The 26893-nt window shown below is 70.2% G+C and carries 23 protein-coding genes and 1 pseudogene; 12 read left to right on the top strand and 12 right to left on the bottom strand.

All coding sequences use genetic code 11. The annotated features are described in order from the left end of the window. Positions 1-19: 19 nt before the first annotated feature. Positions 20-1105, bottom strand: coding sequence for a GGDEF domain-containing protein (locus U8D42_RS11070; RefSeq protein ID WP_322861048.1), 1086 nt, complete (start codon positions 1103-1105; stop codon positions 20-22). A 125-nt stretch (positions 1106-1230) separates the two neighbouring features. On the opposite strand from U8D42_RS11070, the gene U8D42_RS11065 reads away from it, so the two are divergent. The 5 genes from U8D42_RS11065 (at position 1231) to ilvA (ending at position 5252) form a co-directional block, all read left to right on the top strand. Next, positions 1231-1977 carry an MBL fold metallo-hydrolase gene (locus tag U8D42_RS11065; protein WP_322861049.1) on the top strand — a complete coding sequence of 249 codons (747 nt, stop codon included), beginning with the start codon at positions 1231-1233 and terminating at the stop codon, positions 1975-1977. A gap of 49 nt (positions 1978-2026) precedes the next feature. After that, the gene (locus tag U8D42_RS11060; protein WP_090421687.1) at positions 2027-2545 is read left to right on the top strand and encodes a phenolic acid decarboxylase; all 519 of its coding nucleotides are present in this window, start codon (positions 2027-2029) and stop codon (positions 2543-2545) included. A 168-nt stretch (positions 2546-2713) separates the two neighbouring features. After that, a complete protein-coding gene (locus tag U8D42_RS11055) occupies positions 2714-3277 on the top strand; it encodes an arsinothricin resistance N-acetyltransferase ArsN1 family B (RefSeq protein WP_322861050.1) in 564 nt (187 codons plus the stop codon). Positions 3278-3480: 203 nt separating this feature from the next. Then, a complete protein-coding gene (locus tag U8D42_RS11050; RefSeq protein ID WP_322861051.1) occupies positions 3481-3918 on the top strand; it encodes a nitroreductase family deazaflavin-dependent oxidoreductase in 438 nt (145 codons plus the stop codon). A 38-nt stretch (positions 3919-3956) separates the two neighbouring features. Next, entirely contained in the window at positions 3957-5252 is a 1296-nt protein-coding gene (gene ilvA, locus U8D42_RS11045; RefSeq protein WP_322861052.1) for a threonine ammonia-lyase, read from the top strand. A 48-nt stretch (positions 5253-5300) separates the two neighbouring features. On the opposite strand, the gene U8D42_RS11040 is transcribed toward ilvA, so the two are convergent. Next, on the bottom strand, positions 5301-5990 hold the full coding sequence (locus U8D42_RS11040; RefSeq protein WP_322861053.1) for a pyridoxamine 5'-phosphate oxidase family protein: 690 nt from the start codon (positions 5988-5990) through the stop codon (positions 5301-5303). Positions 5991-6025: 35 nt separating this feature from the next. On the opposite strand from U8D42_RS11040, the gene U8D42_RS11035 reads away from it, so the two are divergent. Then, the gene (locus U8D42_RS11035; protein ID WP_322861054.1) at positions 6026-7354 is read left to right on the top strand and encodes an aminotransferase class I/II-fold pyridoxal phosphate-dependent enzyme; all 1329 of its coding nucleotides are present in this window, start codon (positions 6026-6028) and stop codon (positions 7352-7354) included. 227 nt (positions 7355-7581) lie between these two features. Here the strand turns inward: U8D42_RS11035 and treZ are convergent, their stop codons facing one another. The 6 genes and pseudogenes from treZ to U8D42_RS11005 all read right to left on the bottom strand — a co-directional run bounded on the left by treZ (position 7582) and on the right by U8D42_RS11005 (position 17868). Further along, the gene (gene treZ, locus U8D42_RS11030; RefSeq protein ID WP_322861055.1) at positions 7582-9324 is read right to left on the bottom strand and encodes a malto-oligosyltrehalose trehalohydrolase; all 1743 of its coding nucleotides are present in this window, start codon (positions 9322-9324) and stop codon (positions 7582-7584) included. Beyond that, positions 9317-11617, bottom strand: a complete 2301-nt coding sequence (gene treY, locus U8D42_RS11025; protein WP_322861056.1) for a malto-oligosyltrehalose synthase — start codon at positions 11615-11617, stop codon at positions 9317-9319. Before treY ends, treZ begins: the two co-directional genes overlap by 8 nt. Positions 11618-11620: 3 nt before the next feature. Next, positions 11621-13819 (bottom strand): glycogen debranching protein GlgX, encoded by a 2199-nt coding sequence (gene glgX, locus U8D42_RS11020; protein WP_431523844.1) that lies wholly within the window; start codon positions 13817-13819, stop codon positions 11621-11623. Between the two features lie 38 nt (positions 13820-13857). Next, positions 13858-16014, bottom strand: a complete 2157-nt coding sequence (locus U8D42_RS11015) for an acyltransferase family protein (RefSeq protein ID WP_322861057.1) — start codon at positions 16012-16014, stop codon at positions 13858-13860. A 402-nt stretch (positions 16015-16416) separates the two neighbouring features. After that, positions 16417-17073: pseudogene (ripD, locus tag U8D42_RS11010) on the bottom strand (NlpC/P60 family peptidoglycan-binding protein RipD); the annotation flags it as partial. Positions 17074-17403: 330 nt separating this feature from the next. Beyond that, entirely contained in the window at positions 17404-17868 is a 465-nt protein-coding gene (locus tag U8D42_RS11005; protein WP_322861058.1) for a hypothetical protein, read from the bottom strand. A gap of 62 nt (positions 17869-17930) precedes the next feature. Here U8D42_RS11005 and U8D42_RS11000 point away from each other — a divergent pair, with 62 nt between their 5' ends. The 4 genes from U8D42_RS11000 to U8D42_RS10985 are packed head-to-tail and all read left to right on the top strand — an operon-like array spanning position 17931 to position 21631. After that, positions 17931-19241 (top strand): adenosylmethionine--8-amino-7-oxononanoate transaminase, encoded by a 1311-nt coding sequence (locus U8D42_RS11000; protein WP_322861059.1) that lies wholly within the window; start codon positions 17931-17933, stop codon positions 19239-19241. A 55-nt stretch (positions 19242-19296) separates the two neighbouring features. Next, on the top strand, positions 19297-20445 hold the full coding sequence (locus U8D42_RS10995) for an 8-amino-7-oxononanoate synthase (protein WP_322861060.1): 1149 nt from the start codon (positions 19297-19299) through the stop codon (positions 20443-20445). Next, on the top strand, positions 20442-21122 hold the full coding sequence (gene bioD, locus U8D42_RS10990) for a dethiobiotin synthase (protein WP_322861061.1): 681 nt from the start codon (positions 20442-20444) through the stop codon (positions 21120-21122). Before U8D42_RS10995 ends, bioD begins: the two co-directional genes overlap by 4 nt. Further along, positions 21122-21631, top strand: coding sequence for a 2'-5' RNA ligase family protein (locus tag U8D42_RS10985; RefSeq protein WP_085238538.1), 510 nt, complete (start codon positions 21122-21124; stop codon positions 21629-21631). The genes bioD and U8D42_RS10985 overlap by 1 nt, the downstream gene beginning before the upstream one ends. Here the strand turns inward: U8D42_RS10985 and U8D42_RS10980 are convergent. The 4 genes from U8D42_RS10980 to U8D42_RS10965 all read right to left on the bottom strand — a co-directional run bounded on the left by U8D42_RS10980 (position 21628) and on the right by U8D42_RS10965 (position 25482). Continuing rightward, positions 21628-22992: a hypothetical protein gene (locus U8D42_RS10980; protein ID WP_322861062.1), complete on the bottom strand. Its 1365-nt coding sequence runs from the start codon at positions 22990-22992 to the stop codon at positions 21628-21630. The genes U8D42_RS10985 and U8D42_RS10980 overlap by 4 nt on opposite strands. Continuing rightward, a complete protein-coding gene (locus U8D42_RS10975; RefSeq protein ID WP_322861063.1) occupies positions 22989-23348 on the bottom strand; it encodes a hypothetical protein in 360 nt (119 codons plus the stop codon). Before U8D42_RS10975 ends, U8D42_RS10980 begins: the two co-directional genes overlap by 4 nt. Positions 23349-23352: 4 nt before the next feature. Continuing rightward, positions 23353-25182 (bottom strand): hypothetical protein, encoded by a 1830-nt coding sequence (locus tag U8D42_RS10970; protein WP_431523869.1) that lies wholly within the window; start codon positions 25180-25182, stop codon positions 23353-23355. A 108-nt stretch (positions 25183-25290) separates the two neighbouring features. Further along, positions 25291-25482, bottom strand: coding sequence for a hypothetical protein (locus U8D42_RS10965; RefSeq protein ID WP_085238542.1), 192 nt, complete (start codon positions 25480-25482; stop codon positions 25291-25293). Positions 25483-25612: 130 nt separating this feature from the next. Between U8D42_RS10965 and bioB the strand changes: the two genes are divergently transcribed. After that, a complete protein-coding gene (gene bioB, locus U8D42_RS10960) occupies positions 25613-26647 on the top strand; it encodes a biotin synthase BioB (protein WP_085238543.1) in 1035 nt (344 codons plus the stop codon). Positions 26648-26661: 14 nt separating this feature from the next. Further along, the gene (locus U8D42_RS10955) at positions 26662-26889 is read left to right on the top strand and encodes a hypothetical protein (RefSeq protein ID WP_085238544.1); all 228 of its coding nucleotides are present in this window, start codon (positions 26662-26664) and stop codon (positions 26887-26889) included. The last annotated feature ends 4 nt before the right edge of the window (positions 26890-26893 follow it).

The following is a 26893-nucleotide window of genomic DNA, read 5'->3' as shown; positions in this document are numbered from 1 at the left end:
CAACGGACCCGCGCTGTCGTCAGCGCACGGGGGGTACGGGAAGGTCGGCGTGTCGAACCTGGTTCCCGCCGGCACGTTTGGCCTCATACATCGCCAGGTCGGCGGCGTGCACCAGGCGTTCGATCACCCGCCGGTCGAGAGCTTCGCCGCCGGTCGGCAGCCGGAGGCTGCTGACGCCCACGCTGGCGGTCACGCCCCACGGTGTGGCGGCGATGGCCTGCCGCATGGCCTCCGCGATCCGACATGCTTCGGCCGCTTCGATCCTCTGGGCGACCAGGAATTCCTCCCCGCCCACCCGCGCGATGATGGTTCCCTCGTCGCCGATGCGGCGCAGGTTGCCGGCCACGGCGACCAAGATGCGGTCCCCGGCGGCGTGACCGTGGGTGTCATTGACGCGCTTGAAATTGTCCAGATCGACCATCGATACACTCAGGCACGGCGAGCGTTGGTCGGCGACCGACAGTTTCGACGCCGACCGGTAGAAGCCCCTGCGGTTGCGCAGGCCGGTAAGCGGATCGGTCGAGGACTTGAGGGCGTCCACGGACAACCAGTGCACGAGTATCTGTCCGCAGAAGGGCACCGCCAGTATTCCCGCGCTGAGCAACAACAGATTGGCCGCCGCCATTGCCGCGTCACCGGACTCGGCGATTCGCCCGGCGCACACCGCCGCGGTACCCAGGGCGGTGCCCAGCGTGAAAACCAGGAGGCGGGCGGAGTGACAAAACGCGACGTAGCCCGCGAGGCCGCCGAATGCCGCGCACGCCAGCATTCCGCTACGCGGGTCACCCTCGATCACGCCCATCGCGCCGATACCGAGTGTGCCCACAATCGAAAACACCTGTGATTGAACGCGGCCGGGCCAGCGCCGCAGCCACACCAGCGCCATGCCCGCCAGGCAGGCGATGAACGCCGCCGCGATGGCGCGCCGGATGGGCGTCTGCGGGCCCGACGGGCTGTTGAGCATCAGCAACGTCGCCGCGGCCAGGATGGCCAGGATTCCGACCATCAGGTAGCGGACGAAGGGCTTCAATCCGCGCGCGCCGAGGTAGTCAGAGAACCACTCGTAGTGGTCGGGCTGACGCCACCACACGCCGATCCAATGCATTCCGCGACGCCCCTAACCCGTACTTTCGCCGTATGGTACTGACCGCCGTCGGAATCGGGAGCCGTTCACAATTTCCGCCGGCCACCGCCTGGTCGCGGCGGCGTCGGGAGACATAGGGTCAATGGGTGGGCCTGGTAATCGATGCGATGCCCGAGCTTGGTGTCACCAGGATTTCGCGGTGGGTGTTCAACTGCTATGTCATCCACAACGAGGGAAACGCTATCGTTGTTGACGCCGGAATGCCCTCTGCCGCAGCTGATCTGGCGCCGATTCTGGACCGGCTCGGCGGACATGTCGGCGCGATCGTGGCCACCCACGGCCACAGTGATCACGTCGCCGGCGCCGCCGCGCTCGCGACGAAGTATGGGGCACCGATTCATCTGCCCGCGGTGACGATGCGGTATCTCGGGGGCGAGCGGCCGCGCACTCCCGGCGCGGCGCGGGTCGCCCGCATCTGGCCCACGCTGATCGACCAGCCGCTGGACGGGGTCGGGGTGGCGGGGCTGATTTCGGGTGCCCGCACTGCCGGCTATGGGACCGCTGCGGGTATGCGATGGTCCGGTCCAGCACCGGCCGGCCCGCTCGCCGACGCGGAATCGTTGCCCGGTGCCCCCGAATGGCGGATCCTGGCGACCGCGGGCCACACGGACGACAGCATCGCGTTCTGGAACCCGCTGAGCCGCAGCCTGATAGCGGGCGACGCCGTTCTGAGCGCGCGGGGGCGGGCATGGCACACGCCGGAAACGGTCGACGGCGCCGCCGCCGCGCGCACCCGCGAGCGTCTGGAGAAGCTCCCCGTCGCCCACCTGCTACCCGGGCACGGCCGGGTGGTGCACGCCGAGACAACGGTGTGGGAGGACCAACGCCGTTGACGTCTCGCCCAACACGTCCAATCAACCGGCCACCGAACGGAAGCTCACCATGACCACCGTCGACAATCCCATTCCGCCGCAGGACTTGTCGGGGATCGTGGGGCACCGGTTCATCTACACCTACGCCAACGGCTGGCGCTACGAGATGTACGTGAAGAACGACCGCACCATCGACTATCGGATCCATTCCGGCCATGTCGGTGGCCGCTGGGTCAAGGGCCAGGAGGTGGACCTGGTGCAGCTCGACGACGACAGCTACAAGATCTCGTGGACCGAACCGACGGGCACGTCGGTGGCCGTCAACGTGATGCCCGGCAAGCGGCGAATCCATGGCGTGATCTTCTTTCCGCAATGGATTCGGCAGCACGGCGAACGCACGGTGTGCTTCCAGAACGATCATCTCGACGAGATGCGCGCCTACCGCGACGCGGGGCCGACCTACCCGATCTATGCCGTGCCCGAATTCGCCTACATCACGCTGTTCGAGCGTGTCGGCGCCGACGACGAATCGGTGATCGACGTAGCCCCCGGCGAGCTTCCACCGGGCTGGGCCGACCGCAGCAATTGACGCGGTCGGCGAGCGCGGCAGACGGCAGGTACGCACAGCAATGGAGGCGCGCATGTGGGGTCGGGTCCGAAGATCGAACGTGGTGGGCAATGGCCAACGCGCCATCATGAGCGGTGCTTCCGGGCCCGCCGAAGACGCCGACCGAGAACTGTTCCTCTCATGATCCGAATGGCGACGCCGGACGACGCCGGCGCTATCGCTGACATCTACGCGCCGTATGTGCGCGACACCGTGATCTCCTTCGAATCGGTGCCGCCAACCGTCGACGAGATGCGGTCGAGGCTGACCGCCATGCTGGGCCAGCTGCCCTGGCTGGTGGTCAGCGAGGGAGACGCGGTGCGGGGATTCGCCTACGCGAGCCCGCACGGCGAGCGGGCCGCCTACCGCTGGTCTGTGGACGTGTCCTTGTACGTGGCCAGGCCACTCCACCGGCAGGGCCACGGTCGGCGCGTCTACGCGGCATTGTTCAATCTGCTTGCCGCACAGGGATACGTGAACGCCTACGCCGCCATTGCGCTGCCCAATCCCGCAAGCGTGGGCCTGCATGAGTCGATGGAGTTCGCGCGTGTCGGCGTGTTCGGCGGCGTGGGCTTCAAGAACGGAGAGTGGTGGGACGTCGGCTGGTGGCACCGCCCATTGGCTGACCGGCCCGCGGAGCCCACCGACCCGCGGCCTTGGTCGGAGCTACCGGCTAGCGCAATTGAGGGTGCGCTGGCCGGTCACGCCGGGTAGAACCACAGTCCGTCCATAGCGCCCCGCAACCCTGTCCGCCGCCACGTCGGGCCGGGCGACTTGCCGGGTCGCCCGACCACCAGGCCCGGATCCCTCTCCGGCGGTTCGTGGCGTCCCAGCTAGGGACGCATCGGTAGGCGATCACCCCGCGCGCTGCCTGACGGGCCCGGCGCCCCCGGGATCCCCGGCATAGAGTTGGCGGCATGCCACTTTCAGGGGAATACGCGCCGAGTCCGTGGGGTTGGGCCCGGGAGCAGGCCGAGAAGTACGAGCAGTCGGGCGGGACCGAAGCCACCGACATGAAGGGGAAACCCATCATCGTGCTGACCACGGTCGGGGCCAAGACGGGCAAGCTTCGCAAGACGCCTTTGATGCGGGTCGAGCACGACGGCGAGTACGCGATCGTGGCCTCGCTCGGCGGCGCCCCGAAGCACCCCGTCTGGTACCACAACGTCGTCAAGAACCCCCGGGTCGAGCTGCAGGACGGTGCCGTCACCCGCGAGTACGACGCCCGTGAGGTCTTCGGCGACGAGAAGGCGGTCTGGTGGGAGCGCGCCGTGCAGGCCTGGCCGGACTACGCCGAATACCAGAACAAGACCGACCGGCAAATCCCGGTGTTCGTGCTGACTCCGGTCGGCTGAATTCCGGAGTTGGCCGGCTGCCATGGCACCATTGATCAGTGTCCGCCCAACTGAGCCATCACCCGAGCGTCTCGCCGCTGTCCGCGGCTGACATCGACGGCGCGGCCAAGCGGATCGCCGCGGTGGTCACGCCGACCCCGCTGCAATTGAGCGACCGGCTGTCGGCCATCACCGGCGCGAACGTCTACCTCAAGCGCGAAGACCTGCAGGTGGTGCGCTCCTACAAGCTGCGCGGGGCCTACAACCTGCTGGTGCAGTTGTCCGACGAGGAGCTGGCCGCCGGCGTGGTGTGCTCGTCGGCGGGCAACCACGCCCAGGGCTTCGCCTACGCGTGCCGGATGCTGGGGGTGCACGGCCGCGTCTATGTGCCCGCCAAGACCCCGCAGCAAAAGCGGGACCGCATCCGCTACCACGGCGGGGACTCCATCGAACTGATCGTCGGTGGAACGACCTATGACCTGGCCGCCGAGGCCGCGCTGGCCGACGTCGAACGCACCGGCGCCACGCTGGTTCCGCCGTACGACGACCTGCGGACCATCGCGGGGCAGGGGACCATCGCCGTCGAACTGCTGGATCAACTGGACAAGCTTGGTATCGGGGAGCCGGACCTGGTGGTGGTCCCGGTGGGCGGTGGCGGCTGCATCGCCGGCATCACCACCTACCTGGCCGAGCGGACGACGAACACGTCGGTGCTGGGCATCGAACCGGCCGGGGCCGCGGCGATGATGGCCGCGCTGGCCTCCGGCGAGCCGGTGACGCTGGACCACGTCGACCAGTTCGTCGACGGTGCCGCGGTGCGGCGCGCGGGCACGCTGACCTACGCCGCGCTGGCGGCCGCCGGCGACATGGTGTCGATCACCACGATCGACGAGGGGGCGGTGTGCACCGCGATGCTGGACCTCTATCAGAACGAGGGCATCATCGCCGAGCCCGCCGGCGCGCTGTCGGTCGCGGGGCTGCTGGAGGCCGACGTCGAGCCCGGCTCCACGGTGGTGTGCCTGATCTCGGGCGGCAACAACGACGTGTCCCGCTACGGCGAGGTGCTGGAGCGCTCGCTGGTCCACCTCGGCCTCAAGCACTACTTCTTGGTGGACTTCCCCCAGGAACCCGGTGCGCTGCGCCGGTTCCTCGACGAGGTGCTGGGGCCCGACGACGACATCACCTTGTTCGAGTACATCAAGCGCAACAACCGCGAGACCGGTGAGGCGCTGGTCGGTATCCAGCTGGGATCGTCGGCCGATCTCGATGGCCTGCTGGCGCGGATGCGGGCGACGGAAATGCACATCGAACGCCTCGAGCCGGGCTCACCGGCCTACCGCTACCTGCTGTTGTAGGCCCTACTGCCCGGCCTCCGCGCGCGAGGGTGCGCGTTCGTACGCGCTTTACGGCCACTCGCCGTGCAGACACGCACGCTCGCGCGCTCGGTCGAGATACCGCGGCACCGGAATGCCGGCGCTCAGGTCGTCGGCCGGGATCGGCGCCCCGGCCGTCAGGCTCAGCGGCACCACCCCCGCCCAGTGCGGCAGCGCGCAATCCTCCGGGTCGTCCACCGGCCCTCCGGTGCGCACCTTGGCCGAGACCTCCACGAGGTCGAGCGCGAGAACGCCGGTGGCGGCCAGTTCGCGCGGGTTCGCGGCGCGGCAGTCAGCGGCGCGCCCGGGCGCGACGTGATCGAGCAGGCCGGCGAGGGCCCGCCGCTTCTCCGCGGCCTCGTCGACTACGCGGGCGTCGCCCAGTACCACCACCGAGCGGAAGTTCACCGAATGGTGCATGGCGGAGCGCGCCAGCACCAGCCCGTCGACCAGGGTGACGGTGACGCACACTGGCAGCCCCGACGGCGCGGCGCGGGCCGCGAGCAGGGGGCCGCCGCCCGTGGAGCCGTGCAGGTAGAGCGTCTCGCCGAGCCGGGCGTGCGTCGTCGGCAGCACCACCGGTCGGCCGGCGTTGAGATAACCCAGGTGGCAGATCAGCGACTCGTCCAGGATCTGGTGGACCGTCGCGCGGTCGTAGTGCATCCGCTCGCGGTAACGCGTGGGCGTGGTGCGCGGCGTCGGCTCGTATCCGGTCTGCATGGCCTTGACTTTCGTACTAGTACATAATTTTATGTGTGACAGTACAAAGGAGCATAACCGGGACGGGCGCGGAGTCCATAGCCGCCAGCATCGAAGAGGCGATCTCGGCGGGCTCCCTGGCGCCCGGTGAGGCACTGCCACCCGTCCGTGAGCTGGCCGCCCGCCTCGGCGTGAACACCAACACCGCCGCCGCGGCCTACCGGCTGCTGCGTCATCGCGGGGCCGTCGAGACCGCGGGCCGGCGCGGCACCCGGGTGCGCCACCGCCCGGCGACCACGCCGCGATCCCTCCTGGCGCTCGACGTCCCCGCCGGGGTGCGCGACCTGTCGACCGGCAATCCGGACCCCGCCCTGCTGCCCCTCGCGGGCGCCACGCTGCCCGGACCCGTCGCGGGCCGCCCGGTGCTGTACGGGGAGCCGGCGATGTCGGCGGCATTGGTCGAGTTCTCCCGGGCGGCGCTGCGCGCCGATGGTGTGCCGGCCGAGCACCTCGCGGTGACCAGCGGCGCGCTCGACGGCATCGAGCGCGTCCTGACCGCGCACCTGCGTCCCGGCGACCGGGTCGCCGTCGAGGACCCTGGCTGGGCTAACCTCCTCGATTTGCTTGCCGCCCTGGGGCTTTCGGCCGAGCCGGTCCGGGTTGACGACGACGGGCCATTGCCTTCCGACGTGGCGCGGGCGCTGGACCGCGGTGTGCGCGGGATCGTCATCACCAATCGCGCCCAAAACCCAACCGGGGCGGCACTGTCCGCGGACCGCGCCGAGGCGCTGCGGCGGCTGCTGACGCCCCGCGGCGACGACCTGCTGCTCGTCGAGGACGACCACTGCGCGGGCATATCCGGCGCCGCGCTGCGCACGCTGGCCGGCGCAACCCGGCACTGGGCGTTCGTCCGGTCCGCGTCCAAGGCCTACGGACCCGACCTGCGCGTGGCCGTGCTCGCGGGCGACCGCCGCACCGTCGAGCGCGTGCACGGCCGCCTGCGGCTGGGGCCCGGCTGGGTGAGTCACCTGCTGCAGGACCTGGCCGTCAGCCTGTGGTCGGATCAGGCGGCCGCGCGGCTGGTCGCGGCGGCCGAGCGGCAATACGGCGAAACCCGCCGGCGGCTATCCGCCGCCCTGGCCGAGCGAGGCGTTGTGGCGCACGCACGTTCCGGACTCAACGTATGGGTCCCCGTGCCCGACGAGACCGTTGCGATCACCCGGCTGCTCGGCGCGGGTTGGGCGGCCGCCCCCGGCACGCGGTTTCGGATCGCCACCCCGCCCGGCATCCGCGTCACGGTCGCGGACCTGGCGGCCGACGAGATCGGCCCGCTGGCGGACGCGATCGCCGAAGCGGTGCACGGCGCGGGCCGGCCCAGCGTCTAGCGCAGCGTCAACGGCCTTCGCCGCGCACGGATCCCAGGCCCGGGCCCGTCCACAGCAGCTCCACGCTGGGCTCCGGCGGCGTCTCGCCGGGCGTGACGGGTGAAGCCGGCGCCGGCCTCTTCTTCCTCAGCAAGCCGATACACCGGCCGAATGCGGATCGATTCATGGGCGAATCATCGACGGTTGCCCGCGCGGCGGCTCACCGTTATCCACAGGCCGGCGCGAGGCTACGCGCGCTGGTGGGCAGCCAGGATGGCGAACGAGTGGCCTTCGAGCACCGTGTGCTCGCCGTCGACCTGCGGGTCGCCCCAGGCCAGGACCACGTCACCGGTGACGGGCACCTTCACCGCCCCGGGTCCCAGGTTGCACACAATGCGTAACCGGCCGCGCGACACGCTGATCCAGCGCTGGTCCTCGTCGTAGTCGACCGTGAGATGGTCCAGCCACGGGTCGGCCAGGTCGGGGTCGCCGTGCCGCAAGGCGATGAGCTCGCGGTAGAGGCGGTGCACCCGCCCGTGCTCGCCCGAGTCGACCTCGTCCCAGTTGAGCTTCGAGCGCTGGAACGTCTGCGGGTCCTGCGGGTCCGGGATCTCGTCGGCATCCCAGCCGTGTTCGGCGAACTCGGCCTTGCGCCCTTCGGCGGTCGCCTTCGCCAGCTCTGGCTCGGGATGCGAGCTGAAGAACTGGAACGGGGTCGACGCCGCATACTCCTCACCCATGAAAAGCATTGCGGTGAAGGGCGTCGCGAGCGCGAGCGCGGCCTTGATCGCCAGCTGGCCGCCGGTCAGGTTCTGTGACGGCCGGTCTCCGAGGGCCCGGTTGCCGACCTGGTCATGGGTGCAGGTGTACGCGACCAGCCGGGTGCCGGGGATCCCCGACTTCTCCGCGGTGTCCAGCGGCCGGCCATGGCGGCGGTGCCGGAACGACGAATACGTGCCCGCGTGAAAGTAACCGTGGCGCAGCGTTTGCGCCAGGGTGGCCAGGGAGCCGAAATCCGCGTAGTAACCCTGGCGCTCACCGGACACCGCGGTGTGGATGGCGTGGTGGATGTCGTCGGCCCATTGCGCCGTCAGGCCGTAGCCACCGCGGTCACGCGGGGTGATCAGCCGCGGGTCGTTGAGATCGCTCTCGGCGATCAGCGACAGCGGGCGGTCCAGCTGCTGTGCCAGCCAATCGGTTTCGGCCGCGAGCTCCTCGAGGATGTGGATGGCGGTGGTGTCCACCAGGGCATGCACGGCGTCCAGACGCAGCCCGTCGGCGTGGAAGTCGCGCATCCAGCGCAGCGCGCACCCGATGATGTAGCGGCGTACCTCGTCGGAGTCGGCGTCGGCGATGTTGATGCCCTCGCCCCACGGATTGCTCGCCGACGACAGGTAGGGTCCGAACTTCGGCAGGTAGTTGCCCGACGGGCCGAGGTGGTTGAACACCGCGTCGATCAGCACGCCCAGCCCCCGCGCGTGGCAGGCGTCGACGAACCGGACCAGGCCGTCGGGGCCGCCGTAGGGCTCGTGCACGCTGTACCACAGCACCCCGTCGTATCCCCAGCCATGCGTTCCGGCAAAGGAATTCACGGGCATCAGCTCGACGAAGTCGACGCCGAGGTCCACCAGGTAGTCCAGCTTCTCGATCGCGGAGTCGAAGGTGCCGGCCTCGGTGAAGGTGCCCAGGTGCAGTTCGTAGATCACCGCGCCCTCGACCGTCCGGCCCTGCCAGTCGCCGTCGGTCCACGCCGCGCCGGCCGGGTCCCACAGCTGCGAGCGGGCGTGCACGCCGTCGGGTTGCCGGGGCGAGCGCGGGTCGGGCAGCACGGTCGGATCGTCGTCGAGCAGGAACCCGTACCTGGCGTCCGGCGCCGCGTCGACGGTGGTGTGCCACCAGCCGTCGTCGGAACGCGTCATCGCGTGCACCCGGCCCTCGACGTCGAGTCGGACCGACTCCGGTTTGGGCGCCCAGACGCGGAATTCAGTCATGGTGGCGCTCCAGCAGCACGACAGGCAGGTCGGCGAACAACTGCGCGGCCGACGTCGCGCCTTCCGCCACGGCCCCGGTGAGGGCGTCCTTCCAGGTCCCCTCGGGCAGCGGCACCACCGTGTTGCCCCAGCCGGTTTCGGCCAGCCGCACGGTCCAGCGGGTGACCGCGACCACCACGTCGTCGCCCCGGCGGAAGGCCAGCACGTGCTCGTCGGCGTCGCCGTCGGCCAGCACCGGCACATAGTCGCCGTGCAGGAACGTATCCGGATGCGCACGGCGCACCCGAAGCGCCGTCGTCACGATTCGAATCTTGGGGTGCTCCAACGCCTTCAGCGCGGCGCGGCGAGCGGCGTAGTCGACGGGCCTGCGGTTGTCCGGGTCGACCAGGCTGTCGTCCCACAACTCGGTGCCCTGGTAGACGTCGGGTATGCCCGGCACGGTAAGCGCCAGCAGCTTCTGCCCCAGTGCGTCGCTGGCGGCGTGCGGGTTGAGCTGGGTGACCAGTTCCGTCAGCTGGCCCGCCACCGGGCCGTCGAACACCTGATCCAGCCACCGGTGGACCGCGTCCTCGAACTCGGTGTCCGGATCGTTCCACGAGGTGCGCCAGGCCGCTTCCCGGATGGCCTTCTCCGCGTAGGCGTGCAGCCGCTCGCGCAGCTCGGCGCTGACCTCGCCGCTGACCGGCCACACGCCGAAGATGTTCTGCCACAAGAACTGTCCGGTCGCCGGGTCCGGTGAGGGCGCGGCGACCTCCCAGCGGGCGACGAACTCGGCCCACAGCGACGGGACCTGCGACAGCACCCCGATGCGGGCCCGCACGTCCTCGCCGCGTTTGGTGTCGTGGGTGGTCAGCGTCGTCATCGTCTGCGGCCACAGCCGGGCGCGGGCGGCCGCGCTGTGATGGAACTCCGCGGCGCCGACACCGAACCGGTGCGGTTCGCCGCCCACCTCGTTGAGCGACACCAGCCGGGCGTCGCGGTAGAAGTAGCAGTCCTCGACAGACTTGGCGGTGACCGCGCCGCACAGCTGCTGCAGCCGGGTCGCCGGCTCGCCGCCGCGGGCCAGCGCCGCGGCGAGCACCTGCAGCGCGGGCCCCAATTCCGGTGATTGCGCCTGTGTTTCGGCCAGCGCCGTCGGCATGATCGCCGACAGCCCCGGGTAATCGCAGCGGTAGACGCCGATATGGGTGAGCAGCGCGGCCACCGCCTCGGGCAACCGCGGGTGATCGGCGCCGGCCGCGGCCACGACGGCCCGGCGCAGCCGGCGCAGTTCACTGGCCAGCGTGTCGGTGGCCGCGCGGACCTTGAGTCCCGCCAACATCTCCGGCGTCGCGCCGTAGTCCAGGCCCGCGGACTGCACGAGCTCGGTGAGCGCGGGCGCGCCGCTGGGGTCGACGAACACGCCGCCGACCTCGCGCAGCACGTCGTAGCCGGTGGTGCCGCCGATGGGCAGGGTGGGTTCGAGGGCCTCGTCGACCGCGAGGATCTTCTCGATCACGATCCAGGTTTGCGGGCCGACGGATTCGCGCAGCCACGCCAAGTAGCCGCACGGGTCGGACAGCCCGTCGGGGTGGTCGATGCGCACGCCGTCGACGAGTCCCTCGGCGGCCCAGCGGGCGACCTCGGCGTGGGTGGCGTCGAACACTGCGCGGTCCTCCTGGCGCAGCCCGGCCAGGGAGGTGATCGAGAAGAAACGCCGGTAGCCGCACACGCCGTTGCGCCACCCCACCAGCCGGTAGTGCTGGCGGTCGTGCACCTCGGGTCCGGTGCCCTCTGCGGTGCCGGGCGCGATGGGCAGGGCCAGGTCGCCCAGCCGCAGCAACTCACCGTCGACCTTGAGATCGGCGGCGTCGTCGTCGGAACCGAGAATGGGCAGCACGATGCGGCCGTCCTCGTCGAGGTCCCAGTCGATGTCGAAATACGTTGCGTAGTCCGAGGACCGGCCGTGCGTCAATATGTCCCACCACCACGCGTTCTGCTGGGGCTGGTCGATCCCCACGTGGTTGGGGACGATGTCGACGATCAGGCCGATGCCGCGCTCCCGCGCCGCCGCCGACAGCCGCACCAGCCCGTCGCGGCCGCCGAGTTCGGGGGAGACGGTCGTCGGGTCGGTGACGTCGTAGCCGTGGTTGGACCCGGTGGCCGCGGTCATGATCGGGGACAGGTAGAGGTGCGACACGCCGAGTTCGTCCACATAGTCCAGCAGATTCTCCGCGTCAGCGAAGGTGAACGCGAACCCGCTGGCCTCACCCCGCAGCTGCAGCCGGTAGGTCGACAGTATGGGAAAAACCATGCGTCACATGGTCTTACGTAGTACCAGAAGCGAACGTGAACCCACCACGATCTGCTGCCCGGCGTTCATCACCTGATCGGCATCGTCCTTGACGCCCACCGGGTCGTTGGTGTCCAGTTCCACGGTCCACTCCTGCGCATATTCGTTGTTCGGCAGCACGAACTCCACCGGATCTTCACCGGCGTTGAAGCACAACAGGAATGAGTCGTCGACCACCCGTTCACCGCGTGCATTGGGTGCGGTGATGGCCTCGCCGTTGAGGAACACCGCCACACACTTGTGAATGCTTTCGCCCCAGTCCTCGTGCGTCATCTCGCGGCTACTCGGATTCATCCAGGCGATGTCGCGCACTTCGTCCCCGGTTCGGATCGGCTCACCCTCGAAGAACCGGCGCCGGCGGAACACCGGGTGGCTCTTGCGCAGCGAGCTCACCTTGCGTGCGAACGCCAGCAGGTCCGAATTCTTGTCCACCAGTGACCAATCCATCCAAGACAATTCGGAGTCCTGGCAGTACACGTTGTTGTTGCCGTTCTGCGTGCGGCCCAGCTCGTCGCCGTGCGCGATCATCGGCGTGCCCTGACTGAGCATCAGGGTCGCCCAGAAGTTGCGCATCTGGCGACGGCGCAGCGCCAGGATCTCCGGGTCGTCGGTCGGCCCCTCGACGCCGCAGTTCCACGAGCGGTTGTGGCTTTCGCCGTCCCGGTTGTCTTCGCCGTTGGCCAGGTTGTGCTTTTCGTTGTAGGAGACCAGGTCGTTGAGCGTGAACCCGTCGTGGGCGGTGACGAAGTTGATGCTGGCGCTCGGGCGCCGGCCGGTCGCCTCATAGAGGTCCGACGACCCGGTCAGCCGGGAAGCGAACTCGCCCAGGGTTGCGGGCTCGCCCCGCCAGTAGTCGCGCACAGTATCGCGATACTTCCCATTCCACTCCGTCCACAAACCCGGGAAATTTCCGACCTGGTAGCCGCCCTCGCCGACGTCCCACGGCTCGGCGATCAATTTGACCTGGCTGACGATCGGATCCTGCTGCACCAGATCGAAGAACGCGCTCAATCGATCGACGTCGTGCAGCTCGCGCGCGAGCGTGGCGGCCAGATCGAAGCGGAACCCGTCGACGTGCATCTCGGTGACCCAGTAGCGCAGCGAGTCCATGATCAACTGCAGGACGTGCGGGTGGCGGGCGTTGAGGCTGTTGCCCGTGCCGGTGTAGTCCTTGTACAGGCGCAGGTCCTCGTCGGCCAGCCGGTAGTAGGCGGCGTTGTCGATGCCGCGGAAGTTGATCGTCGGGCCCAGGTGATTGCCCTCGGCGGTGTGGTTGTAGACCACGTCGAGGATGACCTCGATGCCGGCTTCGTGGAGGGCGCGCACCATGGACTTGAACTCGGCGACGCTGGAGTTGCGGTTGGCCGCGTACTGATTGTGCGGCGCGAAGAACCCGAAAGTGTTGTAGCCCCAGTAGTTTCGCAGGCCGAGATCCAGCAGCCGCGCGTCGTGCATGAACTGGTGCACCGGCATCAGCTCCAGCGCGGTGACGTTCAGCGACTTGAGGTAATCGATGATGACCGGGTGGGCCAGGCCGGCATAGGTGCCGCGAAGCTCGGCGGGGATGCCCGGGTGGGTCTGGGTCATGCCCTTCACGTGGGCCTCGTAGATCACCGTTTCGTGGTACGGGGTGAGCGGCGAACGATCCGAGCCCCAGTCGAAGAAGGGATTGCTCACCACGCTGGTCATGGTGTGGCCCAGCGAGTCGACCATCGGGGGAGTCCCGGGGTCGGCGTCATCCCCGTCGGGGTGGGCGGCCTTCATGTCGTAGGAGAACAGCGCCTGCCCGAAGGTGAACTCGCCGTGGAAGGCCTTCCCGTACGGGTCCAGCAGCAGCTTGCTCGGGTCGCAGCGGTGCCCGGCGGTTGGATCGAAGGGCCCGTACACCCGGAAGCCGTAGCGCTGACCCGGAGTGATGTTCGGCAGATACGCATGCCAGACAAAGCCGTCCACTTCGTCGAGCGGGATCCGTGACTCCGCCCCGGCGTCGTCGATCAGACACAACTCGACCCTCTCGGCGATCTCGGAGAACAACGAGAAGTTGGTTCCCGCCCCGTCATAGGACGCGCCGAGCGGATAGGGGTTCCCCGGCCACACGGTGGCCAGTTTCGGCTGCTGGTTACCAGATACGCCTGCTTCTGAAGCGTGATAGTCGGTCGGCACCTCTCGACCTTAGTCGCGGTCGTGGGCGCCGGGCGCGTTCACCACCAACCGGTGTTGGCGGCGATCTGGCGGCCCAATTCACCCGCCATGGTCCGCACGTACGTGGGGGTCAGGTGATGGGCGCCGTGGTAGATCAGCACGTTGCCCTCGACCGGGCGGCACACGTCGGCGCGGCAGATGGCGTCGGACATGTCGAGCACCTTCAGCAGCGGGAACTGCGCGACGAAGTCGAGGGTCTGGTTGCGGTCGGACAACATGTCGGAGCGCTTGACCGAGCACGTTTGGGGGGTGCCGCCCTTCTTGGCCAGGCAATCCGCCGGATCGAACGGCTGGCCGTTCTTCACCAACCACGGGGTGTCCCGCATGCCCAGGATCGGAATGTTGTTGTCGGAGAACTGCTGCCAGATTCCGATGTACGTCGCCGGCATCACGTCACCGGGCTTGATGTTCCACGGCCGGGTGGTCGTGGTGAACACGTAGTCGGGGCGATCGGCGATCACCTTGGCCATCGTCTGTTCCACCCACTCCCGGCACTGCGGGTAGGCGAGGTTGTTGCCCATGATCAACGGGACTTCCTCGGTGGACAGCGGGCAACCCATCTTGAGATAGGTCGTCACCTTGAAGTGGTGCATCTGGCCGAGCAGGCTCAGCGCGGGCAGCCAGTGCTCGGCGTGGGAACCGCCCGCCAGCGCGATCGTGCGGTCGGCGGTCGGGTCGCCGTAGGTGCACACCACCACCGCGGGGTTGACGAAGTCGCTGATGCAGCCGTCGCGGGTGGAGGCCGGCAGGTCGTCCTTGACCTCCAGGACGCTGGGCCGCATCGGCAGTGCGGGCACCCGCACATGCTCGGTCAGGGCGCGGGACCCCGGGTAGTCCTGCGGGTTGAGCACGCTGAGCTCCTTGCCCGCGGCCCGCAGGACGGTGACGTGCTGACGCCACGTGAACGACGTCGCCGTCAGCGTCACGCCCAGCAGCACGATCGCGGTTCCCAGCGCCATCGTGGGCCTGGGCAGGCGCGCCAGCCAGCCGGGTACCGGGGCCGGTGCCTTCCCGGTGGTGCGGTAGCGCAGCGGATCCTCGACGAGCCGGGTGGTCAGGTATGCCAGCAGCCCCGAGACCAGCAGCACCGCCGAGCCTTCGACGAAGCCGGCGTGCCGGTGCCCGGTGAACGACAGCCAGAAGATCAGCAGCGGCCAGTGCCACAGATAGAGCGAATACGCCATCCCACCCAGCGCGACCAGCGGCCCGGCCGCCAGTAGCCGATTGGGCAGCGGCAGCCGCTCCTTGGCGGCGGGATCGCCCTGGAGCCCGGCCCCCGCCAGGATCATCAGCATGGTGGCCCCGACGGGCACCAGGGCCCACGGGCCGGGGAATTCCTTCACGCCGTTGATCAGGGCCCCGCAGGACACGATCGCGGCGAGCGCCACCGTGGCCAACAGCGTGCGCAGCCACATCGGCCAGCGGATCGACGGCACCAGCGCACCGACCAGCGCGCCGAGCAACAGCTCCCAGCCGCGCGCGAAGCTGTTGTAGTAGGCGGCCGCCTGGTCGCCCTGATGCGCCACGATCGCGTAGACGAACGACGCCACCGTCAGCGCCGTCAGCAGCACCAGGAACAGGGTGCGCAGGCGGGCGCCCAGTAGGCGGCGGAACAGATACGCGCACCCGGCGATCAACAGCAGGAAGGCGACGTAGAACTGGCCCTGCACCGACATGGACCAGATGTGCTGCAGGGGGCTGACGGCTTCGCCCGCGCGCAGGTAGTCCGACGCGGTGTTGGCCAGCTCCCAGTTCTGGTAGTAGCCGAGGCTGGCGAGGCTCTGGTCGGCGAAGGTCTCCCAGCGAGTTTCCGGCTGCACCATGATGGTCAGCACGGCGCACCCGGCCAGCACCACGACGAGGGCGGGCACCAGGCGGCGCACGAGCCGGATCACCTCGGCCACCGGCGACAGCGTGACGGCCGGGTTCAGCGCCGCGCGGATGATCTTGCCGCCGAAGAAGAATCCGGACAGCGCCAGGAACACGTCGACGCCGCCGGAGACCCGGCCGAACCAGACGTGGAACACGGCGACGAGCGCGATCGCGATGCCGCGCAGGCCGTCGAGGTCGTACCGATAGAACCCCGCCTTAGGCGCTCCGGAAGTGACCGGTTTCGCGGTCGCGACCGGTCGGGGCAGCAGGGACAGGGTCGGCATGATCGACCGCTAATTTACCGAAAACCGCCGCCCGCTCCCGGTCCGGAGCAGGCGGCGGTGTGGGCAGGCCCCGGAAGACGCCGCGGTTTACCGGGCGGTGCCGGCCGCCGGGGGCAGGAACGGAGATTGCTGGGGCGGCACCAGCTGCACCGGGGCCTGTTGCGGCGACGCTTGCTGCGTCGGCAGTTGCTGCAGCGGGGCCTGCTGCAGTGGAGCCTGCTGGACCGGTGCCTGCTGCACCGGACGTTGCTGCAGCGGTGCCTGCTGCACCGGACGTTGCTGCAGCGGCGCCTGAGGCAGCGGGGCCTGAGCGGACTGCTGCTGCAGCGGCGCCTGCTGGACCGGTGCTTGCGGGGTGGGCACCTGCTGCGCCGGGGCCTGCTGGGTGGGCAGTTGCTGGACCGGGGGCTGCTGCAGCGGAGCCTGCTGCGCGGGCGCTTGCTGGGTGGGCAGCTGCTGCAGCGGCGGCTGTTGCAGCGGGGCCTGCTGGGTGGGCGCTTGCTGGGTGGGCACCTGCTGGGTGGGCACCTGCTGCGGCAGCGGCTGGACCGGCGCCGACTGGACGCCCAGCACGCGGACCAGGTAGGGAGCCATGCCGTTGGCGCGCACCGGCGAGACCTGCACGACGTCGCCCACCTCGAGCATCTGGTTGTTGCCCAGGTACATCGCGACGCTCTGCGTGCCTTCGGGGCCGTAGAAGATCAGATCGCCCTTGCGCGCCTGCTGCGGCAGCACCTTCTGGCCGACCTTGTACATCGCCCCCGACGAGCGCGGCAGCTTGATGCCGGCGCCGGCGTAGGCGTACTGCATCAGGCCCGACGCGTCGAATCCGACGGTGTTGATGCCCGTCCCGGTGCCACGGGTGGGGCCGTTGATGCCACCACCGGCCCAGGAGAACGGCACGCCGCGCTGCGACAGCCCGCGCGCGATCACCACGTCGGTGGCCTGCTGGTAGTCCATCGACCGGGCGCCGGGGTCGGCGGACGCGACCACGGGGGCTGCGGCCGCCGGGGCCGCCAGGATCGCCAGACCGATCGCGAAGGCGTAGATGCGTTTCATGTCCTTGGCCTCTCAGGGCTCACTGGCCTCAGCGCGGTGACTTCACGCGTCCGCCGCCGTTGCATGACCCGGGCGGGGGCCTCCACGTTGGGGCCGACGCCGCTGCATGACCTCTGCGGATGTGAACAGCGGGCGGGCCCCCTGTTTTCACACCAGTCACTGCAACCACTCTGACAACAACGATTGTTAGCCGCCAGGGCCCGGCGGGATTTTTTGTCGTACCGTGACCGGAAGGTGACTGGGCCGTCGAATCCCCTATGCGCCGTTGTGATTTGGGTCTCAGTCCGACGCCGGGGGCGCCTGGTCGCCGAATCGGCGGCGGCGGTCCGCCTACACCCAATAACGTTCGCTGAACATCGTCAGCAGGGAGCCGGCGACCGAGCTCACCATGATCAGGGTGAGGGCCAGCACCGGCCAGAAGGACATGTACCAGCCCTTGAGCATGGAAACCAGGGGGCCCACCACGGCGGCGGCGATCGCCGCCCCGCATCCGCCCCACACCAGTGGGCGGATGTAGTAGTCGATCCCGAAGGGCACCGGCCCGCATGTCTCGTCGGCGCACACGTGGTCGAGGAAGCCGAACAGGCGGTTCGGCCACGTCGTCGCGGTGGCCAGCACGATGAGCAGCGCCAGCAACGCGACCGTGCAGGTCACGTCCCATGCGGCCAGCCGCAGCCGGATGACCCGTGGCGCTTCGTCGTCGTAGTCGACCAGGGGCGAATTGGTGTCCTTGGTCGGATACGGGGTCGGATAGGGGCCGGTGGCGGGGTTACCGGGCGGGTGCGGCGTAGCCATCGGGTCCCATGCTCCCCGATGGGCGCAGTTTGTGCGACTCGGCTGCTTTACCCTCGATCACTATGCCTGCGGCCAGGGTCGGGTTGACGCCCGAGCAGATCAGCGCGATCGACGCTGCGCACGTGTGGCACCCGTACAGCACCATCGGCCGCGAAGCCGTCGCGCCGGTGGTGGCCGTCGCCGCCCGGGGCGCCTGGCTGACCCTGATCCGTGACGGCGAGCCGATCGAGGCGCTGGATGCGATGAGCTCCTGGTGGACGGCCATCCACGGGCACGGCCACCCGGCGCTGGACGCGGCGCTGACGAAGCAGCTGGGCGTGATGAACCATGTCATGTTCGGCGGGCTGACCCACGAACCGGCCGCGCGACTGGCCCAGCTGCTGGTCGAGATCACCCCGCCGGGGCTGGACACCGTCTTCTTCAGCGATTCGGGATCGGTGTCGGTCGAGGTCGCGGTCAAGATGGCGCTGCAGTACTGGCGCGGCCGCGGCCGGCCCGGCAAGCACCGGCTGATGACGTGGCGGGGTGGCTACCACGGGGACACCTTCACGCCGATGAGCGTCTGCGACCCCGAGGGCGGCATGCACTCGCTGTGGACCGACATCCTGGCCCGCCAGGTGTTCGCGCCGCAGGTGCCGCGCGACTACGACCCCGCCTACAGCGCGGCGTTCGAGGAGCAACTGGCCCGGCATGGGGGCGAACTGGCGGCCGTCATCGTCGAACCCGTGGTGCAGGGGGCCGGCGGGATGCGCTTCCACGACCCCCGCTACCTGCGCGACCTGCGCGAGCTGTGCAGCCGGCACGGCGTGCTGCTGATCTTTGACGAGATCGCCACCGGCTTCGGCCGCACCGGCGAGCTCTTCGCGGCCGACCACGCCGGCGTGAGCCCGGACATCATGTGCGTCGGCAAGGCGTTGACCGGCGGTTATGTCACCCTGGCGGCCACGCTGTGCAGCACCGACATCGCGCACACCATCAGCGCCGGCGAGGCCGGCGCGCTGATGCACGGCCCGACCTTCATGGCCAACCCGCTGGCCTGCGCGGTCTCGGTGGCCAGCGTCGAGCTGCTGCTCGACCAGGACTGGCGCGCGCGGGTCGCCGGGATAGCCTCCGCGCTGGCGGCCGGACTCGAACCCGCCCGCGCGCTGCGCGGCGTGGCCGACGTGCGGGTGTGCGGCGCGATCGGCGTCATCGAGTGCGCCGGCCCGGTCGACCTGGCCATCGCCACCCCGGCCGCACTGGACCGCGGCGTCTGGCTGCGCCCGTTCCGCAACCTCGTCTACGCGATGCCGCCCTATGTCTGCACGGACGCCGAGATCGCCCAGATCACCTCCGCGATGGTCGAGGTCGCCCGGCTCGTCCACCAGCAGTGACGACCCGCAGCGCCCGGCTTCGCCGCGCTCGCGGTCGCCACTAGGCTGATCCCCGATGAAGGCACCGATCGAGACGTCGCCGCTTTCCTGGCTGGAGGCCGTGGAGCGGCAGCGCCGCGAGGCCGGGCTGCGCCGGTCGCTGCGGCCGCGGCCCGCGGTCGCCACGGAGCTCGACCTGGCCTCCAACGACTACCTCGGGCTGTCACAGCACCCCGACGTGATCGAGGGCGGCGTCGCGGCGCTGCGCATGTGGGGCGCCGGGGCCACCGGCTCCCGCCTGGTCACCGGCGACACCGAACTGCACCAGCAATTCGAGGCCGAACTGGCCGACTACGTCGGCGCGTCGGCGGCCCTGCTGTTCTCCTCCGGCTACGCCGCCAACCTGGGCGCGGTCGTCGGCCTCTCCGGCCGGGGTGCGCTGCTGGTGTCCGACGCCTTGTCGCACGCCTCCCTCGTCGACGCCTGCCGGCTGTCGCGGGCGCGCGTAACGGTCACACCGCACCGCGACGTCGACGCGGTGGAGGCGGCGCTTGCCTCCCGCACGGAGGAACGCGCCGTCGTCATCACCGAGTCGGTGTTCAGCGCCGACGGCGCGCTGGCGCCGCTGCGGGAGCTGCACGAGGTGTGCCGCCGCCACCGCGCGCTGCTGATCGTCGACGAGGCCCACGGCCTGGGCGTGCGCGGCGACGGGCGCGGGCTGCTGCACGAGCTCGGGCTGGCCGGCGCCCCGGACGTGGTGATGACCACGACCCTGTCCAAGGCGCTGGGCAGCCAGGGCGGCGTGGTGCTCGCTCCGGCGGCGGTGCGCGCGCACCTGATCGACGCGGCGCGGACGTTCATCTTCGACACCGGCCTGGCGCCCGCGGCGGCGGGCGCCGCCCGGGCCGCGCTCGGCGTGCTGCGGGCCGAACCGTGGCGGCCCGCCGCGGTGTTGCGGCACGCCCGCACCCTGGCCGAGGTGTGCGACGTCCCCGGGGTCGCCCAGTCGGCGGTGGTGTCGGTGGTCCTGGGCGACCCGGAGGTGGCCCTGGCCGCGGCGGCCGCCTGCCTGGACGCCGGCGTGAAGGTGGGCTGCTTCCGGCCCCCGACCGTGCCCGCCGGGACCTCCCGGCTGCGGCTGACCGCGCGCGCGTCGCTGGACGCGGCCGAACTCGACCTCGCCCGGCGGGTGCTCACCGACGTGCTCGCTGCGACCCGGCCTTGACCGTCCTGGTCGTCACCGGCACGGGCACCGGCGTCGGCAAGACGATCGTCACCGCGGCGCTGGCCTGTCATGCGCGCCAGGCCGGCATGGACGTGGCGGTGTGCAAGCCGGTCCAGACCGGCACCGACGCCGGGGACGACGACCTCGCCGAGGTCACCCGGCTGTCCGGAGTGACGGCGGTCGCCGGGCTGGCCCGCTATCCGCAACCCCTGGCCCCGGCCGCAGCGGCCGAGCAGGCCGGCGCGGCGCTGCCCACCGGCGAACGGCTACTGCGGCTGATCGCCGGCCTGGACCGCCCTGGCCGGCTGACGCTCGTCGAGGGGGCGGGCGGGCTGCTCGTCGAACTCGCCGACGCCGGCGTCACCCTGCGCGACCTGGCGGTCGAGCTGGGGGCCGCCGCGCTGATCGCGGTCACCGCGGAACTGGGCACCCTGAACCACACCGCGCTCACTCTGGAAGCGCTTGCCACCCATCGCGTTTCGTGTGCCGGCCTGGTGATCGGCAGCTGGCCGGCGCACCCCGGGCCGGTGGAGAACTCGAACCGCGCGGCCCTGGACCGGCTCGCGCCGGTGCGGGCGGCACTGCCCGCCGGGGCGGGATTGATGAACGCCGCCGCGTTCGCGGCCATGAGCGCGGCGGCGTTCGACCGCGACTGGGTCACCGCGCTGGTCAGCTGATGGTCCATTCCGTCGAGCTGCTCTTCGACGACGAGACCGAGGCGACGATCCGCGGGCTCTGGGAGGCGCTGGCCGGCGCCGGGATCCCGAGCCAGGCGCCCGCCGGGCGGCCGCACGTCACGCTCGCGGTGGCCGACCGCATCGCCGGGGCGGCCGACGAAGCGCTGCGGCCGCTGACCCGCCGGCTGCCGCTGGGCTGCGCCGTCGGTGCATCCCTGCTCCTCGGGCGGTCCAACGCGATCCTGGCCCGGCTCGTCGTGCCCACGGTCGAGCTGCTGGCATTCCACGCGGAGGTGCACCGGCTGTGCGGCGAACACCTGGCCCCCGCGCCGGCCCCGACCAGCCTGCCGGGCCAGTGGACGCCACACGTCACGCTGGCGCGCCGCGTCGGGGGACCTGCGCTGGGCCGGGCGCTGCGCATCGCGGGGCGCCCGCCGCTGATCGAGGGCAGCTTCGCCGGCCTGCGGCACTGGAACGGCGAGCAGAAGTACGACTACCTGATCCGCTAGCCGCCGAACAGCAGATACAGGCCGGTGAAGGTGTAGCCGACCATGACCAGCATCATCGTCAGCTGGCCGGTGAGCTGGTGGCCGCCCGGCAGCAGCCGCAGCGCCTTGTCGTGCGCGGCGATCACCGCGACGATGTGGCCGGTCACCACGCAGGCCACCTTGATCCCGGCCAGCACCGGCGGGTGCGTGGACAACACGTAGGCCACCTGCTGGTGCGCCAGCCCCAGCAAATTCCAGCCACGGCCGAACGGGTCGGCCAGCGCGAACACGGCCTGCTGCCCGCGCTCGACGAGGTAGGTCAGGTAGTGGGCGAAGATGTAGCCCACCACGATGGGGATCAGCGAATGCGCCATCTGGCCGGGCAGGGCTCGGCGTTGCCCGGAGTCCACGCCGCCCGTCGCACGCGCAGCAAGCGAAAAGGTCACCGCCACAACGGAAATGAAGGCCACCAGCCCGACGGTCCGCAGCAGCGACGACGATAGCGTCGGCGTCAGGCCGACGCCGGGGGAGAGCCGGTCGGCGAAGCCGCGCCACGTCGGCGACGACGAGAAACTGTCGAACGCCGTCGACCCGAGCAGCACCGCGAGCAGCACGACCACGCCGGGCCGGACGGGCAGCGACGGCAAATGATCGAGCGGGTTGCCGACGACGATTCTCCCGCCCTGCGGGTCGCGGCGAAACGGCGAGAGGCGGGACACCGCCATGCTGTACACCCCGAACGGGTCGGCGCGCGCCAACCAGCGCTCGCCGCACAGCCAGGCGCCCACCAGCATGGCCCCCGCATAGATGCCCAGCCACGCCCGCACCCCAGGCAGCGACGCCGGGTCGGGGCTGGCCAGCTCCATCCAGACGAACGCGAACAGGCCGAGCGCGGCCGGGCGGTAACCCCACCGCTCGGGATAGCACCACCGGGCCCGGTGCAGGCGCTCGGGCGTGCCGCGCCGCAGCAGCAGGTACACCGTCCGCATCGGTGAGAGGACCCGCCAGACCGGCCCGAACAGCAGCGACAGCGCCACCAGGCCGACCCACAGCAGCACGTAGAACACCCCCAGCAGGGCATTGGTCTCCGATCGCGGACCCCACCCCCCGGTCGCCACCGCCCACACCGCGAACACCAGCGCCAACCCGGCAGCCGTCCAGCGGGTCGCCGGAGCGTCGACCACGGCGGTCACCACCGCCGGCAGCGGGCGGCCCGGCTTGAGCGGGTCGAACCGGGGCCGCCGCCAGGCGAACGCGACCAGTGCGAAGGTGAACGTCAGCGCCCACGCCGCGCCGACCATCGCGTACAGGTAGGGCACCGGCAGGTCGCCGGATCCGCCCAGACCGTGCGCGAGCACCACCGTCGCGCCACCGGCGCTCACGGCTGGACTTGGATGGTCGCGATCGTGCGGTTCAGGTGGTGCAGTTCGACCTCGACGTCGCCGGGCACGTCGACGCTGAACTGGAACGTCTGGTTGGGCGCGGCGGCCACCGGGAACTTGTGGTCGGGCGTCGAGTGCACGTGCAGCTCGTCGGCGACGTCGCTGGTGACGTGCAGGGTGATCGGCTGCTTCACCCTGGCCTGCAGGTCGGCGTTGGTGGGGGTCACCTGGCCGTGGGCGATCGTGACGTTGATATCCAGCGCGTCCGGCGGCGGCTGGCTCGGTGTTTTACCGCCGCAGGCGACCAGGGCGCACACCAGCGCCGCCACCCACGCCGGGGCGATGCGACTCGTCATCGGCTCACGCCGCTCTCGGCACCGGCCGCTTGTCCTCGACCGGTTCCGGCTCGGTGACGGCGTTGTTGAGGCGGCCGGCACCCCAGGTCAGCCCGGCGATCACCATCAGCGTCAGGAACAACACCACGATCGAGCCCGCGGTGAACAGCCAGGCCGGCGCGCTCTGGTCCCGTTCGCGCTGCAGGATCGTGACCTCCTGCACGAACGGCCGGTTGAACGACGCCAGGGCCGGAACCTCGGGCGCCGGGATCGCGTCGTCGGCCGGCTCCCAGATCGGTACGGCGGTCATCGTGTAACCGTCTTGCACGCGCAGCAGCGTCTTCCATGAACCCCACACCGGCACCGGCTGCGTCGAGCGGTAATGCCCGGGGCCGACCTGCTGCAGCCGGTCGATCACCAGGCCGCGGTCGTTCTCCATCCGGCCCTGCCAGGACAGGATGGTCAGCCATTCGGGGTGTTGGCTCACCATGTCGGCCGGCGTGATCCGCACGTCGGCCGACACCATGCGCTGTCCGGGCGGGCTGGGCAGGTCGGTCAACGTGATGGTGGCGTTGTCCTGACGTGGCACGACGATATGCAGCCCGTTGGCCACCGCGCCGCCGATCACCAACACCGTGGCCGCCACCACCGCGATCCCCGTGGCGCGGCCCGGCAGGCGCCGGCCGGTGAGCACCATGCCGAACAGCGCGCCGCACGTCCCCGTCAAGATCGCGACGGGCACGGCCATCGCCAGCGCCTCACCCCACATGCTCATCGGCCACGGGTAGTGGTACACCCTGCCGATCCAGAGCGACTCCAGCCACAGCCCCACGGTGCCCACGGCCAGGCCGGAGACCGCGCCAAAGGCGATGGGCCGCTTGAACAACGGGGTGAGCGCGACCAACTCGACCATCAGCGCCGGGCCGAGGTAGAGCGGGAACCAGTTGATCGGTGCCCCCAGGACCGGCCCGACCAACAACGCGACCGCCCCGCGCAGGGCGATGGCGAAGACGGCGGCGATGACGGCCGCGCCGCGACCCATCGTGATCCGGGCGGCCACCGCGGCCAGCGCGGCCGCCGCGGCGATCATCATCGGCTGCAGCACCAGGCGGAATTGCTCGACGCCGAAGTCGTATTCGATCTGGTAGACCGACAGACCGATGAACATGCCGCCGAAGGACAGGTAGCGCAGGAACTTGATGAAGGCGCCGTGGTAGACGTCCGCGCCTTCGTGGGCCTCACCCTCACGCTCCAGCATCAACACCGCGAACAGCGAAAACCCGGCTCCGCCGATCATCATCAAATGTGTTGGGCCCCAAAGCGTCACGTCCTGGCCGAAGATGCGGTGCCAGATGTCGTCGAGCGGGAACCCGATCATCGCGTACATCCCGCAACCGGCCATCAGCACCCCGCCGACCGGGGCGTACCAGTTGCGGGTGATGCGGACCGCGGCCGGGCCGGGCTTGTCGAACGGCAGCACGATCGCCGTCATGCCGCCCAGGAAGATCCCGAACAGCCCGATGATGATGAAGTAGTGCGCCGGGTTGGCCAGTGGCCCGGGGTCGCGGCCGTTTCCGATGTGCCAGCTGACGTCCCAGATGAACCCGAACAGGGCGCAGATGATCGAGGTGGTGAAGATCAGGACCGGAAGCGCGACCCAATTGGGGCGGTGGAACTTCTCGCCCATCTTGTCGGCGAACCGGGTCAGCCACTGAATGCGATGGTTGCGGTGCGCGTAGCCGAGCCACAGCAGCGCCGCCGCGATCACCAGCGCCGCGACCGACAGCCCGATCACCTGATTCAGCCCCGCGCCCCGCGCCGGTGGCTCCGCGAGCAGCATCAGCCCCGTCGACATCATCGTTGTGCCCTCCCAAACTCGCGCCGGGTCCGACGATCGCTAACTTACTCTTTAGTAAGTTAGCGGGCCGGTGTCTGTTCGCGGGATGCCCCACCGGGCGTGTCGTCAATCACGCTTTTCGTCGGCGGCGCCGCGTGCGGCTTCCGAGCCGTCCGGCGATCCGTCGTCGCCACCGGCGCGGCGGTCCCTCAAGGCGACATACAGGATCACGGCCACCACAATCACCGCCGGCAGGAAGGCCGGAATCGCCAGCAGGAGCATGTGGTGGGCGACGTATGCGGTGTGCGGATCGGTCATGGTGGTGAGATACCCCGGCGGGCGCCGTCTGCTGCGGCCGTTACCCTACTTTGAACACTTTTATTCGCGCTGCCACCAGGTGGCAGGGGTGGCCGCATGCTCGGCCAACAAAGATGCAGGGGAGTAACTGGTGACTCAAGCGGCCACTCGACCGGCGACCGGCGCCCACGACGCAGACATCCTGGCGGTCGCGCGCGAGCAGGTGCTCGAACGCGGTGAGGGGCTGAGCCGGGAGCAGGTGCTGCAGGTGCTGCAGCTCCCCGACGACCGGCTCGACGACCTGCTGGCGCTGGCCCACGAGGTGCGCATGCGCTGGTGCGGCCCGGAGGTCGAGGTCGAGGGCATCATCAGCCTGAAGACCGGCGGTTGCCCGGAGGACTGCCATTTCTGCTCACAGTCGGGGCTGTTCGCCTCCCCGGTGCGCAGCGCGCGGCTGGACATTCCCAGCCTGGTCGAGGCCGCCAAGCAAACCGCCAAGTCCGGTGCCACCGAGTTCTGCATCGTGGCCGCCGTGCGTGGTCCCGACGAGCGGCTGATGGCCCAGGTCGCCGCCGGCATCGAGGCGATCCGCGACGAGGTCGAGATCAACATCGCCTGCTCGCTGGGCATGCTGACCGCCGAGCAGGTCGAGCAGCTCTCGGCGATGGGCGTGCACCGGTACAACCACAACCTGGAGACGGCCCGCTCGTTCTTCACCAACGTCGTGACCACCCACACCTGGGAAGAGCGCTGGCAGACCTTGTCGATGGTGCGCGACGCCGGGATGGAGGTGTGCTGCGGCGGCATCCTGGGCATGGGCGAGACGCTCGAGCAGCGGGCGGAGTTCGCCGCCGAACTGGCCGAGCTGGGACCCGACGAGGTGCCGTTGAACTTCCTCAACCCGCGGCCCGGCACGCCGTTCGGCGACCTCGAGGTGCTGCCGGTGGCCGAGGCGCTGAAGTCGGTGGCCGCTTTCCGCCTGGCGTTGCCGCGCGCGATGCTGCGGTTCGCCGGGGGACGCGAGATCACCCTGGGCGACCTGGGCGCCAAGAAGGGCATGCTGGGCGGCATCAACGCGGTGATCGTGGGGAACTACCTGACCACGCTCGGCCGCCCGGCCGAAGCCGACCTGGAACTGCTCGACGACCTGCAGATGCCCATCAAGGCGCTCAACGCCACCCTGTAAGAAACGTGGCGACTGTGGTTGGTGATCTGGGTGCTCCGGTCAGCGCGGGCGTCTACAACGTCTACACCGGGGAATTGGGGGGCACCGCAATGCCGACGGCGGCGCAGCTGGGCCTGGAACCGCCCCGGTTCTGCGCGGAATGCGGCCGCCGGATGGTGGTGCAGGTTCGCCCCGACGGCTGGCGGGCGCGGTGCTCGCGGCACGGTCAGGTCGACTCCGTCGACCTGGAGGCCCAACGGTGACCCA

The organism is Mycobacterium europaeum, from assembly GCF_034555895.2.
Taxonomy (GTDB): domain Bacteria; phylum Actinomycetota; class Actinomycetes; order Mycobacteriales; family Mycobacteriaceae; genus Mycobacterium; species Mycobacterium europaeum.
This window is presented reverse-complemented; position numbering and strand designations above follow the sequence as displayed.

Excerpts from the sequence above, each read along its gene's own strand:
- U8D42_RS11070 (WP_322861048.1), bottom strand. The coding sequence starts at position 1,105 with ATGCATTGGATCGGCGTGTGGTGGCGTCAGCCCGACCACTACGAGTGG.
- U8D42_RS11060 (WP_090421687.1), top strand. The coding sequence starts at position 2,027 with ATGACCACCGTCGACAATCCCATTCCGCCGCAGGACTTGTCGGGGATC.
- U8D42_RS11055 (WP_322861050.1), top strand. The coding sequence starts at position 2,714 with ATGGCGACGCCGGACGACGCCGGCGCTATCGCTGACATCTACGCGCCG.
- U8D42_RS11050 (WP_322861051.1), top strand. The coding sequence starts at position 3,481 with ATGCCACTTTCAGGGGAATACGCGCCGAGTCCGTGGGGTTGGGCCCGG.
- U8D42_RS11040 (WP_322861053.1), bottom strand. The coding sequence starts at position 5,990 with ATGCAGACCGGATACGAGCCGACGCCGCGCACCACGCCCACGCGTTAC.
- treZ (WP_322861055.1), bottom strand. The coding sequence starts at position 9,324 with ATGACTGAATTCCGCGTCTGGGCGCCCAAACCGGAGTCGGTCCGACTC.
- treY (WP_322861056.1), bottom strand. The coding sequence starts at position 11,617 with ATGGTTTTTCCCATACTGTCGACCTACCGGCTGCAGCTGCGGGGTGAG.
- U8D42_RS11015 (WP_322861057.1), bottom strand. The coding sequence starts at position 16,014 with ATGCCGACCCTGTCCCTGCTGCCCCGACCGGTCGCGACCGCGAAACCG.
- U8D42_RS11005 (WP_322861058.1), bottom strand. The coding sequence starts at position 17,868 with ATGGCTACGCCGCACCCGCCCGGTAACCCCGCCACCGGCCCCTATCCG.
- U8D42_RS11000 (WP_322861059.1), top strand. The coding sequence starts at position 17,931 with ATGCCTGCGGCCAGGGTCGGGTTGACGCCCGAGCAGATCAGCGCGATC.
- U8D42_RS10995 (WP_322861060.1), top strand. The coding sequence starts at position 19,297 with ATGAAGGCACCGATCGAGACGTCGCCGCTTTCCTGGCTGGAGGCCGTG.
- U8D42_RS10985 (WP_085238538.1), top strand. The coding sequence starts at position 21,122 with ATGGTCCATTCCGTCGAGCTGCTCTTCGACGACGAGACCGAGGCGACG.
- U8D42_RS10975 (WP_322861063.1), bottom strand. The coding sequence starts at position 23,348 with ATGACGAGTCGCATCGCCCCGGCGTGGGTGGCGGCGCTGGTGTGCGCC.
- U8D42_RS10970 (WP_431523869.1), bottom strand. The coding sequence starts at position 25,182 with ATGTCGACGGGGCTGATGCTGCTCGCGGAGCCACCGGCGCGGGGCGCG.
- U8D42_RS10965 (WP_085238542.1), bottom strand. The coding sequence starts at position 25,482 with ATGACCGATCCGCACACCGCATACGTCGCCCACCACATGCTCCTGCTG.